Here is a 15,641-nt window from a genome sequence, read left to right on the forward strand (position 1 = left end):
GAGCTGCCGAAGGCTGCGATCTTTTGCTAGGCCCGATACTTGAGCAGTAATGTCAGCCCCAGCGCGGCCACTGACAACAGTGCCGCGCAAAAGAAAATCCACGAATACCCCAGGTTCAGCGCAATGGCCCCCATCAAAGGGCCGGCGATCGCCAGTGCCAGATCGAAAAACACTGCATAAGCACTCAGGCCCGCGCCACGACTGGAGTTGGGCACCTGTTTGATCGCCTCGACGCCCAGCGCCGGATACACCAGCGACAGGCCAAACCCGGTGAGGCCGGCACCGATCAAGGCGTAACCGGTCGACGGCGCGAGCCAGAGCAGCACCAGGCCAACGGTTTCAATGGTCATGCAGGCAATGGCCGAGGTAAATCCGCCAAAACGGCTGATGCTGGAAATGAACAGCAACCGCGCCAGAATGAAGCACACGCCGAACACCGTCAGGCAGTACGCCGCGCCGGTCCAGCCGCGGTTGACGTAGTACAACGTGATGAACGTCGTCAGGGTGCCATAACCGATGGAGGCCAGGCTCAGGCTCGCCCCGAATGGCGCAATGCGCCCGAACACGGCCCAGAACGGCAGGCGCTCGCCGCGCACCACCGGCACCGACGGTTTGTTACGAATCAGCAGCAACGCCGCCAGGGCCAGCACCGACAGCGCGATCCCCAAACTGGCGAAGCCCAGCTCTGCGACCATTACCACGCCCAATGGCGCACCAATGGCGATCGCACCGTAGGAGGCAATCCCGTTCCATGAAATCGAACGCGCCGTGTGCTCTGCGCCGACCTGGCCCATGCACCAACTGATGGTGCCGACCCCGATCAAGCCTTGGGCGATCCCCAGCAACAAACGGCCGGCGATCAGGATCAACAGGCTTAATAAAGGAAGGCTTTGCAGCAAGGTCGACAGCAAGGTCAGCCCGCCGCTCAACACGATCCCCAACAAGCCATAAACGATCGCGCGTTTGGTACCGATGCTGTCGGACATACGCCCGGCCATCGGTCGACTGAGCAGGGTGGCGAGGTACTGCGAGCCGATGGTCAACCCGGCGATAACAGCGCTGAACCCAAGCTGTTCATGCACATACCCCGGCAACACCGCAATCGGCAGGCCGATGCAGAGGAAGGCAATAAAGGTATAGAAAACGATAGAGACGATCTGCAGGGTGATCGCCATGGAGCTTTGCGGTGGCTGTTGCTGCGCAGACATGAGGGCTCGTTCGCGGGCGGCGGTGGGAGAACTGCATGATGGCGCGGCGTTGCGATAAAAGAAAGCAGGCTAACGATTAAAAAGATCGCAGCCTTCGGCAGCTCCTGCATCAAAGATCAGCACACCCTGTAGCTGCCGAAGGCTGCGATCTTTTGATCTTTAAAACAAAAAGCCCCGTCACAAGGACAGGGCTTTTGAGTTGCAACGGACGCTTAGAACACGACGCCTTGGCTACGCAGGTAGTCGTCATAGGTGCCGCTGAAGTCGGTCACGCCATTCGGGCTCAGCTCGATGATGCGAGTGGCCAGGGACGATACGAATTCACGGTCGTGGCTGACGAAGATCAGCGTGCCCGGGTAGTTTTCCAGCGCCAGGTTCAGCGCCTCGATGGATTCCATGTCCAAGTGGTTGGTCGGTTCGTCCATCACCAGTACGTTCGGCTTTTGCAGGATCAGCTTGCCGAACAGCATGCGGCCTTGTTCACCACCGGAAATGACCTTGACCGACTTGAGGATCTCGTCGTTGGAGAACAGCATCCGGCCCAGGGTGCCACGAATGATCTGCTCGCCCTGAGTCCACTGGCCCATCCAGTCGAACAGGGTGACGTCGTCTTCGAAGTCGTGGGCGTGGTCCTGAGCGTAGTAGCCCAGCTCCGCGCTTTCAGTCCACTTCACGGAACCGGCGTCCGGGGTCAGTTCACCCATCAGGGTACGCAGCAGGGTGGTCTTGCCGATACCATTCGGGCCGATGATCGCTACGCGCTCGCCGGCTTCGACGGTGAAGCTGAAGTTCTTGAACAGGATCTTGCCGTCGAAGCCCTTGGACATCTGCTCGATGGTCACGGCCTGGCGGTGCAGCTTCTTGGTCTGTTCGAAACGGATGAACGGGCTCACGCGGCTCGATGGCTTGACCTCGGCCAGCTGGATCTTGTCGATCTGCTTGGCGCGGGAAGTGGCCTGCTTGGCTTTCGAGGCGTTGGCCGAGAAGCGGCTGACGAACGTTTGCAGTTCGGAAATCTGGGCTTTCTTCTTGGCGTTGTCCGACAGCAGTTGCTCACGGGACTGGGTCGCCGCGGTCATGTACTCGTCGTAGTTGCCCGGGAACAGACGCAGCTCGCCGTAGTCCAGGTCAGCCATGTGGGTGCACACGCTGTTGAGGAAGTGACGGTCGTGGGAAATGATGATCATGGTGCTGTTACGCGCCTTGAGGATCGTTTCCAGCCAGCGAATGGTGTTGATGTCCAAGTGGTTGGTCGGTTCGTCGAGCAACAGCACTTCCGGATCGGAGAACAGGGCCTGGGCCAGCAGCACTCGCAGTTTCCAGCCTGGGGAAACTTCGGACATCGGGCCGAAATGCTGTTCCAGGGGAATGCCCAGGCCCAGCAGCAGTTCGCCGGCGCGGGATTCGGCGGTGTAGCCGTCCATTTCGGCGAACTCGGTTTCCAGTTCGGCCACGGCCATGCCGTCTTCTTCGCTCATTTCCGGCAGCGAATAAATGCGGTCGCGCTCGGCTTTGACCTTCCACAGCTCTTCGTGACCCATGATCACGGTGTCGATCACGGTGAATTCTTCGTAGGCGAACTGGTCCTGGCGCAATTTACCCAGACGCACGTTCGGCTCCAGCATGACCTGGCCGCCGGACGGCTCTAGGTCATCACCGAGAATCTTCATGAAGGTCGACTTGCCGCAACCGTTGGCGCCGATCAGGCCATAACGGTTGCCACCGTTGAATTTGACCGAGACGTTTTCGAAGAGCGGCTTGGCGCCGAACTGCATCGTGATGTTAGCTGTAGAGATCAAAGGTTTTTCCTGCGAAGCATTCAGAGTAGCCAGGGTGCGGCAGTACCGCGCTTGACCCGAATCAAAGTGCGCTGAAAGCGGGTTTTTCCCGTCATCAACGAAGAGGCACGTAAAGTTTGGGGGCGATTGTACTGGTCTGGCTCTTTAAACGATAGGGCAATCAGGCCACAGAGATGCTTTGGCAGCATCGGCCCATAGATTTTCACTGCAACAGGTTAACTATTGGTTACAAACTGTGACTAAAATGCCATCTTTCACCGGATGTCGACATCCGGCATGGCTCACGGACGGGCACCGGGGCCGCTGTTTCGTTTTCAGACGCTGCACAAGACCCGCAGGCCGCTGGCTGGCAGGGGGCGCAGTTTGTTCACTTCTGACGTGTGACGATTTCCGTGAAACTCATCATTGCCGCTATCTACGTTGTATCCGTCGCGTATGTTCACTTGCGCGGTCGGGTGCGCCACAAGCTGGGCCGCCAACTGAGCGATCACTCGACGTTTCTGGCGCCGATCAATTGCTTCCTTTATCTGTTCTCGAAGATCCCCAACAAGCCTTACCTCAATCCAGCGGATTTTCCCGACCTTGCGCCGTTGCAGGCCCACTGGGAAGAAATCCGCGCGGAAGGTCAAAACCTGTTGCGTGCAGGCGAGATCAAGCGCTCGAACCAATACGACGATGTCGGTTTCAACTCGTTCTTCAAAACCGGCTGGAAGCGCTTTTACCTAAAGTGGTACGGCGACAGCCATCCATCGGCGATGAAGCTTTGCCCGCGCACCACCGAACTGGTGCAGAGCATCGGCTCGATCAAGGCCGCCATGTTTGCCGAGTTGCCACCGGGCTCAAAACTGGTGCGTCACCGCGATCCGTATGCAGGCTCTTACCGTTATCACCTGGGCCTGGAAACGCCCAACGACGCCGGTTGCTACATCAATGTCGATGGCGAGAATTACCATTGGCGCGACGGTGAAGCGGTGATGTTCGACGAAACCTTCATTCATTACGCGGAAAACACCACCCAACAGAACCGCATCATTCTGTTCTGCGATGTCGAGCGTCCGATGAAGTATCGCTGGGCGGCAGCGTTCAACGGCTGGTTCAGCCGCAATGTGATGTCGGCTGCCGGCGCGCCGAACGAGGCGGGTGACAAGACCGGTGGCATCAACCGTCTGTTTGGCAAGATCTACAAGATTCGTCTGCGTGGCAAAGAGCTGAAGAAGCGTAATCGCAAGCTTTACTACCTCGAAAAGTGGGCGATTTTTGGTGGTTTGTTGGCGGTCTTCATTCTGATCTGAAAGCAGTTGAACGGCTGAAATCGTCATCGCGGGCAAGCCCGCTCCCACAGTGGGCGGAGTGAGACAGCGATTTCATTCACACAACGAAACCTGTGGGAGCGGGCTTGCCCGCGATAGGGCCGGCCCATCCAACGCATCACTTACTGGCTTTTTTCCTTGCAGCCGGTTTGGGTTTGGCCACCGTTTTGCTCGCTCCCTTACCCCCAAGACTGCGTTTCAACAACTCAGTCAAATCAATCACATCCGCTGTCTTACGGGCCTCTTCGCCGGTATCCGTCTCAACATCCTCGATCTTGCCTTCATGGGCCTTCTTGTCGACCAGGGCCATGATCTTGTCTTCAAACTCATCCCGGTAATCTTCCGGCGTCCATTCGGCGCTCATGTCCTGTACCAGCCGTTTGGCCATGTCCAGTTCACCCTTGGCCAGTTTGGCCTCGGTGACGTCCGGGCCCAACGCGAGTTCATCCAGGCTGCGCACTTCCGCCGGCCAGCGCAATTTCACCAGAACCAGCGCCGATTCCAGCGGCATCAATGCCGCGAGGTACTGGCGGGTATGCAGCACCACGCGGGCCAGGGCGACTTTTTCGGTTTTGATCAGGGTTTCGCGCAGTAACGCGTAGACCTTGCCGCCGCGTTTATCCGGCGCCAGGTAGTACGGTGTGTCGATGTTCTGCAATGGAATCTGCTTGCCGTCGACAAAGGCAAAAATATCGATGGTCTGGGTCGACATCGGATGTGCCGAGCGGATTTCCTCTTCGCTGAGCACCACGTACCGACCCTTTTCGTAGGCGACACCTTTGACGATGTGTTCCTTGGTGACTTCCTTGCCGGTGACTTTGTTAACGCGCTTGTAACCCACCGGTTCCATGCTGCGGCTGTCGAGCCAGTCGAAGTCCACCCCTTGCGAAGAGGTCGCCGAGACCAGCGCCACAGGAATATGCACCAGCCCGAAACTGATCGCGCCTTTCCAGATTGCCCGTGCCATGGTCGTGTTCTCGCGAGTGATGATCAGGTGACTCTGGGCCTCGGGCAAAAGTTTCCACGGGTTGCAGCCCGCTCGCGGCGGGAGGTCAACTTCGTGTTACATCTTGCGGGCGAGGTTTTGGTTAACAAAACCGAACCCTGGGCGTAGCGTGCTATCGAAGACCTTGTTCACGCGCATGTAGAGAGGCGTTCCATGACACGATACATTTCCGCTCTCATCCTGCTCACCATGACCTGCATTTTCGGCCCATTGGCTCAAGCGCAGGATCGTTCGCCGCGTGTGCCATTGCAGGTCGCCCAGAACCTGCCGAACAGCGGCAACAACAATCCTTACAACAGCCCGATTCGCCGGGCCAATCCCAATAGCATGCAGGGCACGCAACCCAGTGCCCCCGCCATCCGTGGCCCGAACACCGTGCCGGTGCCGCGTCCACCGACCCTCGACAACGGCGGCATCGGCAATCGCTCTCCCCAGCAGCGATCGGCGCCCACCGGCTCACCGACCTTCATCCCCAACCCACCTCCTCGAAACTAGGGCCCCCGCAGTCGCTGAACGGCAGGGCAGATGTCCATCCTCATGACAAAAGGAATCGTGCATGTTGCGTAAAACCCTTCTGGCCACTCTCTGCGCCAGCGCACTATTGACCGCCGCGCCGTCGGTGCTGGCAGCGCCCACCCAGGACATGAGAAGTGAGCAGGGCACCCTTGAGGTCACACCGATCGCCAAGGGTCTGGAGCATCCCTGGGCGCTGGCGTTTCTTCCTGACCGCAAAGGCATGCTGGTCACTGAACGACCCGGCAACCTGCGCGTGGTGACGGCTGACGGCAAACTCTCCGCGCCCATTAACGGCGTGCCCAAGGTCTGGGCCAAGGGGCAGGGCGGTTTACTGGATGTGGCGTTGTCACCGGACTTCACGCAAGACCGCACGATTTATCTGTCGTACGCCGAGGGTGGCGGGCAGGGCGACAAGGCGGGCACTGCGGTCGGCCGGGGACAGCTGTCGGAAGATTTGACGACCCTCAAGGATTTCACGGTGATTTTCCGTCAGGAGCCCAAGCTTTCGGTTGGCAACCATTTCGGCTCACGACTGGTGTTCGACCGCGATGGCTATCTGTTCATTACCCTGGGTGAAAACAACGATCGGCCGACCGCTCAGGATCTCGACAAATTGCAGGGCAAGATCGTGCGGATCTACCCGGACGGCAAGATCCCGGACGACAACCCCTTTGTCGGCCAAGCCGGTGTACGTCCGGAGATCTGGGCCTATGGCGTTCGCAACCCGCAAGGCGCGGCGCTCAACCCGTGGAACGGCACCCTGTGGGAAAACGAGCACGGCCCCCGGGGCGGTGACGAGATCAACGTGATTGAGCGCGGCAAAAACTACGGTTGGCCGCTGGCCACTCACGGCATCAACTATTCCGGTCAGGCGATCCCGGAAGCCAAGGGAAAAACCGCCGAGGGCACTGTCAACCCGCGACATTTCTGGGAAAAGTCCCCCGGTCTCAGTGGCATGGCGTTCTACGACGGTGATCGCTTCAAGGCCTGGCAGCAAAACGTTTTCATCGGTGCGTTGGTGACGCAGGAACTCATCCGCCTGCAGTTCGATGGCGACAAGGTCGTACACGAAGAGCGCTTGCTGGGCGAACTTAACAAGCGCATCCGCGATGTGCGGCAGGGGCCGGACGGGTATTTGTATGTGTTGACCGATGAAGAGGATGGCGGACTGTATAAGGTCGGCCTCAAATAATGATCACGTTGCCGGGGCAAACAGGATGACTGCCGCCCTGAGTTTGTCCCGGCCAAAACTGCACATCTTCTCGAACTCCCCGTGGCTGACCGGCACATGCTGGCAGTCCATGGGTTGGCGATGCTGGCTGTGGTCCACATCGGGATCGTGCAGATAGACAAACTCTTCGTCGCAATCGGTAACGATCACCCAGTGCGGTGATTTCGAGCGGGTCAAGCGATAGCTGCTGATCAGCACCAATGGCTGTCCGCCCTGTTCCAGCAGCCGCGGCAGATTCAACGCCCCGCCGATTTCACGCTCCACGTCGCTGGCAAGCAGCTGTGTGGTGAACTCCTCGTGCACCAGGCGCATTACGTCTTTTTTATGCTCGTTGCGCACACCGTCGAGGAACAACGGCCCGGCCATGCTCAGTTGCAGGCGCACTCCAAATCCGCGCCGCGAGGCAGCCAATGCCAAACCCTGAGGGCTACAGCCGCCGTGACCGGAGGTCATGAACACGGTCGTCGCTTCGCGCCAGATCTGCAGCTCCTCGCGACGCTCCAGCAATCGGTTCCGTTGCAGTGCGCCCATGGCCATGAGCAGGCAGGCCGGGCCGCAGGTAAATTCAGTGGTCTGCGGGTAATAAGGCACCTGGATGTTGCGTGATTCGCGGTGCTGAAGGATGCGCTTTTCCAGGCGCAACGCATCGGCATGGTCCTGGTAGTAGTCATGAATCAGCGCGAAGCGCCGGTAGCCGTTGCGCTCATACAGCGCAATCGCCGCCGGGTTGTCGATACGCACTTCCAGGCGCAAATACGCGCAATCGTGCTCCACGGCACAGGCTTCTATGCGATCGAGCAACTGCTTGCCCAATCCAGTGCCTCGGGCCTGGGCAGCGATGGCGATCGAATACAGGCGTGCCAGTGACGTACCCCGATGGAAAAGCACCACGGCGTAACCCAGCAACTGCTCATCGCGCTGGGCCACCAGCAGTTGCCCGTTGGCACGGGTGATCATCCATTGAAAGCTGCGACTGTTGAGCCGATCGGTGGTGAAGCATTGCTCCTCCAGTTGCAGCAACGCGGGTAAATCTTCCAATAACGCCAAACGAAAAAACGTATTCATATGACCGCCGTAAAAGTTGCGTAACGAAACGGGACTTTCGAAAAACTTCGTGCTTAATAGGAGAGGTCTTGTTCACCAACGGATCAATCAATATGTCAGCGGTACAAGGTCATTGGCGCGAAGTATCCGAGCAAACTTTGCCGGCGGCAATCACTTCTGCAACTTATTTAAAAGACTCTAATTTAAATGAGGAAGGCAGAACTTCCAGCCAGTTGATTATCATCGTCGAACGCAAGGAAGACTGGGCGTCCTACTTCCCCAGTGAGGACATCGTCACGGCCCAGGAATACCTGGAACAAACCCGGGACAACGAACAGGGCAAGCGTGTGCAGGTCATCAACCTGTGCCGCAGCTACAAGTACCTGGGGCACGGTTATTACTGCTCGCTGCTGGCTGAAGCCCGTGGGCACAAGGTCATTCCGTCTGTGCGTACGATCAGCGAACTGACCCGAAAGTCCTTGTACGGCCTGGCGCTGGATGACTTGGATAAAACGCTGGAAAAAGCCCTCAGTCATCATGCTTACAGTGATACTGAAGGTTTTACCCTGACGCTGTATTTCGGCAAGACCAATATCGAACCCTTACAGGATTTGGCGCGACAGTTGTTTGAAGTGTTTGCCTGCCCGATTCTCTTAGTTGAATTTAGAAGAACTAACGGCTGGCACATCGAAGGCATAAAGTCGGGTGCGCTGCATAAGTTGCGCGAAGATCAGGAAGATCAATTCGCCCATTCCCTCGACAACTTCAGTCGCAAGATCTGGCGCATGCCGCGATCCCGCCGATTGGCCCGTTACGACCTGGCCATCCTGCACGATCCTCAGGAAGCCTTGCCGCCGTCCAATGCCAAGGCGCTGGATAATTTCGTCAGGGTCGGCAGGACGCTGGGCATCGATGTCGAACTGATCGAGCGCAAGGATTACTCGCGGATTGCCGAATACGATGGCTTGCTGATCCGCGAAACCACCAGCGTCGATAACCACACCTACCGTTTCGCCAAGAAAGCCGAGAGCGAAGGGCTGGTGGTGATGGATGATCCGGCGTCGATTCTGCGCTGCACCAACAAGGTCTACCTGACCGACCTGCTCAAGAGCCATCACTTGGGCATGCCCGCCACCGAAATTCTCTACAAGGAGCGACCGGAAGATTTCGAACGGGTGGGCGAACGCCTTGGGTTTCCGCTGGTACTGAAAATCCCCGACGGTTGTTTCTCCCGGGGCGTGATCAAGGTCGAGAGCCAGCAAGCGTTGCTCGAAGCCACCGCCGAGCTGTTCGAACACTCGGTGCTGTTGCTGGCACAGGAGTTCTTCTACACGGAATACGACTGGCGCATAGGCGTACTCAATCGCAAGCCGATCTTTGCCTGCCAGTACTTCATGTCCAAAGGGCACTGGCAGATCTACAACCACAAGGCCAAGGGCCGGGACATCAACGGTGAATGTCGTACCTTGGCGGTGCACGAAGCGCCACGGGCAGTGGTGGACCTGGCGGTGAAAACGGCCAACCTGATCGGCGATGGCCTCTATGGCGTCGACCTCAAGCAGTCCGGCGACAAAGTGGTGGTGATCGAAGTCAACGACAACCCGAACATGGACGCCGGCATCGAAGACGCCTACCTGCAGGACGACTTGTATTCACTGGTGCTGGAAGAGTTCGTGCGACGACTGGAACTGAAACGTCGCGGCCAGGCCTGGTGATCGGCCGATGATCAAGAGTTTTCAATTGGCCGACGGCGCGTTGCACTCCGTTGAACGGCTGGACGCCGAGGTCATACTGTTCAGCAATCCCGATGCCGCCGAGCGGGACTTGTTGCACAGCCACTTCAAACTCGATGAGCATGCTTTGGCTTCGGCGCTGGACCCCGACGAGGTGTCGCGTATCGAGTTTCACCCCGACAACCTGTTCCTGATCTGGAAGCGCCCGGAAAACTACTCCGGCGCCGGTAGCCTGGCGTTCGAAGTGTCATCCTGCGGCCTGCTGTTCAGCCCGGACCGTTTGCTGGTGATCGCCACCGACGACGCGCCGCTCAGCGGGCTCGGCAAGCGGCAGGCGTTGAACACGCCGCTGGATGTGTTGCTCGATCTGTTGTTCAACAACATCCACCACTACCTGGGTCACCTCAAGGTGATCAAACTGGTTGCGCGCGAGTTGCAGCAAAAATTCAACGCGTCGATGCAGAACCAGCACCTGATCCAGATGTTCAACCTCAGCGAAAGCCTGATCTATTACATCAACGCCATCCACAGCAACGGCGCGGTCCTGACCCGGCTGCGTAATCATGCAGAAAAGGAACACTTCGGCGCCCATGCCATTGGCCTGATTGACGATCTGATCATCGAAAACAACCAGTGCTACAAGCAGGCCGAAATCTACTCGACGGTGTTCTCCGGGCTCATCGATGCCCGGGGCAACCTGATGAACAACAGCATGAACAACCTGCTGCGCAAACTCACGCTGATCAACGTGGTGTTCCTGCCGCTGAACCTGATCGCGAGCATTGGCGGTATGTCCGAGTTCAGCATGATGACGGAGGGGACGCCGTGGTGGGTGGCGTATCCGTTGTTTCTGACGGCGATGATGTTGGGAGCGGGGGCGATGGTAGTGGGGCTCAAGCGCTTGGCGAGATGAATCGGGTGACTGTCAGGTTGTCATCGCGAGCAAGCTCGCTCCTACAGTGGTTTTGTGCGCATCGACTGGAAATTGACCATTGACTTGCCCTCAACGCCCGGTTAATTTCCGGGTATGACTTCCACCGTATTGCGCTGCCAGCCAAGCATTATTACCGCCATTCCTCATTTGGCGGGCTAGCTCACGACTGCAGCACCCAACCCGCCCTAGAGGCGGGTTTTCATTTTCTGTCTCGGGGCTCTGATCAATGTCAGGAGACGATCATGACCAGTACGCCCGCCCAACAAGCCCTGCTTGAGCATTACGTCAAAAAAATCCTCGCGGCGCCGGTCTACGAACTGGCCATTCGTACCCCGCTGCAACCGGCACACGCATTGTCGGAAGCCCTGGGCAACCAGATCCTGCTCAAGCGCGAAGATCTGCAACCGACGTTTTCTTTCAAGATCCGTGGTGCCTACACCAAACTGGTGAACCTGAGCGCTACGCAAAGGGCTCGTGGAGTGATTACTGCGTCGGCGGGCAACCATGCTCAGGGCGTGGCACTGGCCGCGCGCGAGTTAGGCATCGATGCGACGATTGTCATGCCCGCGACCACACCGCAGTTGAAAGTGTTGGGCGTACGCAGTCGAGGCGCCGAGGCAGTGCTGCATGGCGAAAGTTTTCCATTTGCCCTGGTCTATGCGCTGGAGTTGGCCGAGTACACCGGCAAGACCTTCGTTTCGCCTTTCGACGATCCCGACGTGATCGCCGGACAGGGCACCGTCGCCATGGAAATCCTGCGTCAGCAGCAAGGGGCGCTGGACGCGATCTTTGTTCCCGTAGGGGGTGGTGGATTGATCGCGGGCATTGCGGCGTACGTCAAATACCTGCGTCCTGAAGTACGTATTATCGGCGTCGAGTCTGAGCACTCGGCCTGCCTGCAATCAGCGCTGCAGGCCAGTGAGCGAGTGGTCCTGCCCACCGTGGGCACCTTTGCCGATGGCGTGGCAGTGGCGCAGATCGGTGCTTACGGCTTTGAAGTGTGCAGGTTTTGCGTCGATGAAGTGCTGACGGTGAGCAATGATGAACTCTGCGCCTCAATCAAGAACATCTACGACGATACTCGCTCGATCACCGAACCTTCAGGTGCCCTGGCCGTCGCCGGAATCAAGAAATACGTGGCACGCACCGGAATCAAGGGACAGACCTTCGTAGCCATCGACTCCGGCGCCAACATCAATTTCGACAGTTTGCGGTATGTCGCCGAGCGCGCCGCGTTCTGCGATGCCTTGATGTAGGCGGATGCAAATGCACTATGTGAGTGCAAATTGCAGGGAAAATTCACGAGGTTCTTGCAAATTGCATGACCGGTGTTAACGCGCAGATACATAAATCCTTGATTTACCGATGAACAGCCGGGCGCAGCGCGGGGCATGTTTTATGCTGTAGCTGTTCTCAAGCTGACCGGGATTTCACATGAGCCAGCGTCGATAGTTGATTGGCAATCTCACAAAAAGGAGAGGGTCGCCATGTTTCTTTCTGCCTTGGAACTTCGCAACATCATCGAAAGCAGTTTTTTGCCTAAACGCTGTCAGTGCGAGCTGTCGCCGGACTTGAAGATGACCGTCAAGGTTTACGCTGACGGTGAGACCGATAATATCGATCTCTTGCGCACCGATATTGATGCACGGCATCTGAACAGTTGTCGGGAAATTCACGAGTTGATTGCCGGCCTGCGCACCGATCTTGCGCATCATCACGTCGAGACCGAGCACCGTCATGTGGTGGGCAAGGCACTTTAGCCCACGGATTGAAAGCCCAACGAGACGCTTCGGGCCTGGAAAAAGCCAGGCCCAGCGCCAGTTCAAGCTCAGTTCTGATAACTGCAAGCGTCAGAAAGTTTTCGATAAGCGAGTTCTGCGGGTTGGCCCGACTGCGTATCAATGTATTTCATCGTTGCCGTGATCACCTCGCAGTCCATGGTCGTGGGCTCGGTCAGGGCAATCACCTTGCCGACGTGCAATGGCATACCGTAGTGGTACGAAGGTGCAGGTTGAGCGGAGGCGTTGTCAGCCAAGGCAAAACCTGAAAACGAGGCACAGACAAGGGCTGAGGAAACGAGCAATACGCGCGTGTTCATGGGGCATTCTCCAGTGCAGGCTAAAGTCAGCTCGACGTGTTGTCGAACCTGCCGCACTGGGCATCAGAGGGCTCTGAGGGCGTGCGGTCCAGTAAGTGTTGGACTGCACGATTAAGCATTGGTTAATTCACCTGAACGCCACCTGTCGCTTTGCCACTACCGTTCGGCGGATGAATGCCTTCGCGAGGAACTTCGCACCCACCCCTGAATCCTGTGGTAGCGAGCCTGCTCGCGATGAGGCCATTAAACTCAGCGAAGATCCAACTGCTGCCGATAAGGCAAATCCGGCCCGGTCTTGCCGCAAGTCAGCGCCGCCGCCTGAACCGCAAACCGCATCATCGCTTCGATCTGCTCACGGCTCAGCTCACGCAAACCTTCAACCGAATCCAGTAGCTGCTCGGTCAACCAGGCAATCAATGCAGCCTGAAAAGTATCGCCAGCACCCACGGTATCCGCGATCTTCACCGCACTGACCGGCACCGACCACGAACCATGCGCCCGACTGAACACCGTCGCGCCTTCACCACCACGAGTCAGGAACACCAACTGACAACGGTGCTGCAACCAGCCGTCGATGACTCGCGCAGGATCCTGCTCGGGATACAACAGATTCAAATCCTCATCGCTGACTTTGATCAGGTCTGCGTGCTCGACTAGCGTGGCAATCCGCGAACGCCACAGTTCGATATTCGGCTCAGGATTGAGTCGCACGTTCGGATCGAGGCTGATCAGGCGTTTACCGCTTTCCCGGCGCACCAACGACAGCAAGGTGTCGGCAATCGGTTGCACCACCAGCGAAAACGAACCGATGTGCAAGCCGCGCACCTCAGGCCCAAGTTCCGGCAGATGTTCCGGCTTCAACTGCCGATCGGCACAGCCTTCGCCACGGAAACTGTAGTGCGGTGAGCCATTGGCGCCGACCGCGACCATCGCCAGCGTAGTGGGCGCGGCGAAATCCAGCAGATAGTCCGTGCGCACACCTTCATCCTGCAGCACTTGCAGCAAACGCCGGCCAAGGTAGTCAGTCGACAAACCGGCAAAGAGTGCCGCGTCCACACCCAATCGTCGCAAGCCAACCGCGACGTTGAACGGCGAACCGCCGGCAATCGCCTTGAAATTCACTTTTGAAGCCAGGCCGCTGGCGTCGTTTTCACTGAAAAAATCGAACAGCGCTTCGCCACACACCAGATACATAATTGTTCGCTCTCTAAAGGGTTGCGACATGCTGTTGATAGCGTTCGTAGGCCTGCTGGGAGGCCAGTACGTTTTCTGCAATCGGCAGGGTTTCACTGGCCAGATCGAGCTTCACGCAGCGCTCGCACAAATCCGCCAAGCTGTCCTCGTGCCCGTTTGCCCAGGACTTGCACCACGCCGCCTGAATCGCCGCCCCGAGGGCCGCGGCTTCGCTTTGTTCGGTGCAGATCACCGGCGTATTCATGATGTCAGCGACGATCTGCCGCCACACCGGGCTTTTCGAGCCGCCGCCGATCAGGCAGATGCTGCGGCTTTGTAAGCCATTTTGTCGCAGCAGGTCCAGCCCGTAACGCAAACCAAACGTCGTGCCCTCGACCACTGCGCGACACAGATTGGCCTGGGTCAGGTTGGTCATGGTCAGGCCCAGCACGCTGCCGGTGGCATGGGGCAGGGCGGGAACGCGCTCACCGTTGAGAAACGGCAGCATGCACACGCCTTCGGCACCGATGGGCGTCTGGGATACCAGCGCGTTGAAACTCTCGATATCCAGGTCGAACAATTCGCGGATGACCCCGCTGGCATTGGTCAGGTTCATGGTGCAAATCAGAGGCAACCAACCGCCGCTGGAAGAACAGAAGGTGGCGACTGACGCATCCGGGCTGACCGTCGGCTGATCGGCATAGGCGTACACCGTGCCGGACGAGCCGAGGCTCATGGTGATCGCGCCAGGCCGGATGTTGCCGGTGCCGATGGCGCCCATCATGTTGTCGCCACCGCCGCTGGAGACCAGCGCCTTCGGATTGATTCCCAACTGTTCGGCAATGCTCGGCAGAATCGTGCCGACCGCTGCATGAGCATCGATCAGTTCCGGCAACGCCGCTTGCAGGCGTCCGCTCGGATCGATGTCGCGCAGCAGTTGTAAGTCCCACTGTCGGGTGCGCACGTTGAAATAACCCGTTCCCGAAGCATCGCCGTATTCACTGCAACTGCGGCCGGTCAGCCAGAAATTCAGGTAGTCGTGGGGCAGAAGGATGCGGGCGATTCGGGCAAAAACCGCTGGATGTTGCTCCTTGGTCCACAGCAGTTTGGAGACGGTATAGCCCGGCGCGATGACCACGCCGAGACGCTCCAGCGAACCTTTCTCGCCACCCAGATGTTCGAGCAGACGGTCGTTCTCTGCGGTGGTTTCGGTGTCGCACCAGAGTTTGGCCGGACGCAGGACCTGGCCCTGATCATCGAGCAACACCAGCCCATGCTGCTGACCGGAAACGCCGATCCCGAGGATGGACTGGCCATCGACGTTGGCCGCCAGCAACGCACGGCGGGTGGCGATGGCGAAGGCATCCAGCCACTGCCCGGTATCCTGTTCGCGGCGACCATTGGCGCCACTGATCAGCGTGTGGGCGGCGGCACCGAGGCCCAGCACTTCACCGCTGACAGCATCGAGGATGATGGCTTTGGTGCCTTGGGTGCCGCAATCGATGCCGAGGAATAATTGTTGGTTTGCCATGGTGGATCCTTGGTGTATCAGGTCGATCAGTGTGAAACCCATCGCGGGCAAGCCCGCT

14 protein-coding genes are annotated in these 15,641 nt (G+C 58.3%); 7 read left to right on the forward strand and 7 right to left on the reverse strand.

Features of this window, described 5'->3' with window-relative positions; translation table 11 throughout:
- Positions 1-26: 26 nt before the first annotated feature.
- Together ACW9JC_RS21955 and ACW9JC_RS21960 are read right to left on the reverse strand one after the other, a co-directional pair.
- A complete protein-coding gene (locus ACW9JC_RS21955) occupies positions 27-1,208 on the reverse strand; it encodes an MFS transporter (RefSeq protein WP_457457532.1) in 1,182 nt (393 codons plus the stop codon).
- A 212-nt stretch (positions 1,209-1,420) separates the two neighbouring features.
- Positions 1,421-3,007, reverse strand: coding sequence for an ABC-F family ATPase (locus tag ACW9JC_RS21960; protein WP_457457534.1), 1,587 nt, complete (start codon positions 3,005-3,007; stop codon positions 1,421-1,423).
- 392 nt (positions 3,008-3,399) lie between these two features.
- Here ACW9JC_RS21960 and lpxO point away from each other — a divergent pair, with 392 nt between their 5' ends.
- Complete coding sequence (lpxO, locus tag ACW9JC_RS21965; protein ID WP_338580782.1) at positions 3,400-4,299, forward strand: lipid A hydroxylase LpxO; 900 nt, start codon at positions 3,400-3,402, stop codon at positions 4,297-4,299.
- 136 nt (positions 4,300-4,435) lie between these two features.
- Here the strand turns inward: lpxO and ku are convergent, their stop codons facing one another.
- A complete protein-coding gene (gene ku / locus ACW9JC_RS21970; RefSeq protein WP_338586509.1) occupies positions 4,436-5,284 on the reverse strand; it encodes a non-homologous end joining protein Ku in 849 nt (282 codons plus the stop codon).
- A 192-nt stretch (positions 5,285-5,476) separates the two neighbouring features.
- On the opposite strand from ku, the gene ACW9JC_RS21975 reads away from it, so the two are divergent.
- Entirely contained in the window at positions 5,477-5,818 is a 342-nt protein-coding gene (locus ACW9JC_RS21975) for a hypothetical protein (protein ID WP_457457536.1), read from the forward strand.
- A gap of 61 nt (positions 5,819-5,879) precedes the next feature.
- Complete coding sequence (locus ACW9JC_RS21980) at positions 5,880-7,031, forward strand: PQQ-dependent sugar dehydrogenase (RefSeq protein WP_457457538.1); 1,152 nt, start codon at positions 5,880-5,882, stop codon at positions 7,029-7,031.
- Positions 7,032-7,034: 3 nt separating this feature from the next.
- Here ACW9JC_RS21980 and rimI read toward each other — a convergent pair whose 3' ends face one another.
- Positions 7,035-8,135: a ribosomal protein S18-alanine N-acetyltransferase gene (gene rimI / locus ACW9JC_RS21985; protein WP_457457540.1), complete on the reverse strand. Its 1,101-nt coding sequence runs from the start codon at positions 8,133-8,135 to the stop codon at positions 7,035-7,037.
- 92 nt (positions 8,136-8,227) lie between these two features.
- On the opposite strand from rimI, the gene ACW9JC_RS21990 reads away from it, so the two are divergent.
- From ACW9JC_RS21990 to ACW9JC_RS22005, 4 genes are all read left to right on the forward strand, one after another.
- Positions 8,228-9,829: a RimK family protein gene (locus tag ACW9JC_RS21990; RefSeq protein ID WP_457457542.1), complete on the forward strand. Its 1,602-nt coding sequence runs from the start codon at positions 8,228-8,230 to the stop codon at positions 9,827-9,829.
- 7 nt (positions 9,830-9,836) lie between these two features.
- Entirely contained in the window at positions 9,837-10,760 is a 924-nt protein-coding gene (locus ACW9JC_RS21995) for a magnesium transporter CorA family protein (RefSeq protein ID WP_457457544.1), read from the forward strand.
- A 263-nt stretch (positions 10,761-11,023) separates the two neighbouring features.
- The gene (gene ilvA, locus ACW9JC_RS22000; protein WP_457457546.1) at positions 11,024-12,037 is read left to right on the forward strand and encodes a threonine ammonia-lyase, biosynthetic; all 1,014 of its coding nucleotides are present in this window, start codon (positions 11,024-11,026) and stop codon (positions 12,035-12,037) included.
- 231 nt (positions 12,038-12,268) lie between these two features.
- Positions 12,269-12,541 (forward strand): DUF1652 domain-containing protein, encoded by a 273-nt coding sequence (locus tag ACW9JC_RS22005; protein WP_457457548.1) that lies wholly within the window; start codon positions 12,269-12,271, stop codon positions 12,539-12,541.
- 68 nt (positions 12,542-12,609) lie between these two features.
- Here ACW9JC_RS22005 and ACW9JC_RS22010 read toward each other — a convergent pair whose 3' ends face one another.
- From ACW9JC_RS22010 to xylB, 3 genes are all read right to left on the reverse strand, one after another.
- Positions 12,610-12,879: a DUF2790 domain-containing protein gene (locus ACW9JC_RS22010; protein WP_457457550.1), complete on the reverse strand. Its 270-nt coding sequence runs from the start codon at positions 12,877-12,879 to the stop codon at positions 12,610-12,612.
- 249 nt (positions 12,880-13,128) lie between these two features.
- Complete coding sequence (locus tag ACW9JC_RS22015; protein ID WP_457457552.1) at positions 13,129-14,073, reverse strand: carbohydrate kinase family protein; 945 nt, start codon at positions 14,071-14,073, stop codon at positions 13,129-13,131.
- 13 nt (positions 14,074-14,086) lie between these two features.
- Positions 14,087-15,583 (reverse strand): xylulokinase, encoded by a 1,497-nt coding sequence (xylB, locus tag ACW9JC_RS22020; RefSeq protein ID WP_457457554.1) that lies wholly within the window; start codon positions 15,581-15,583, stop codon positions 14,087-14,089.
- Between the last annotated feature and the right edge of the window lie 58 nt (positions 15,584-15,641).

It is taken from the genome of Pseudomonas sp. SDO5591_S426 (genome assembly GCF_054070755.1).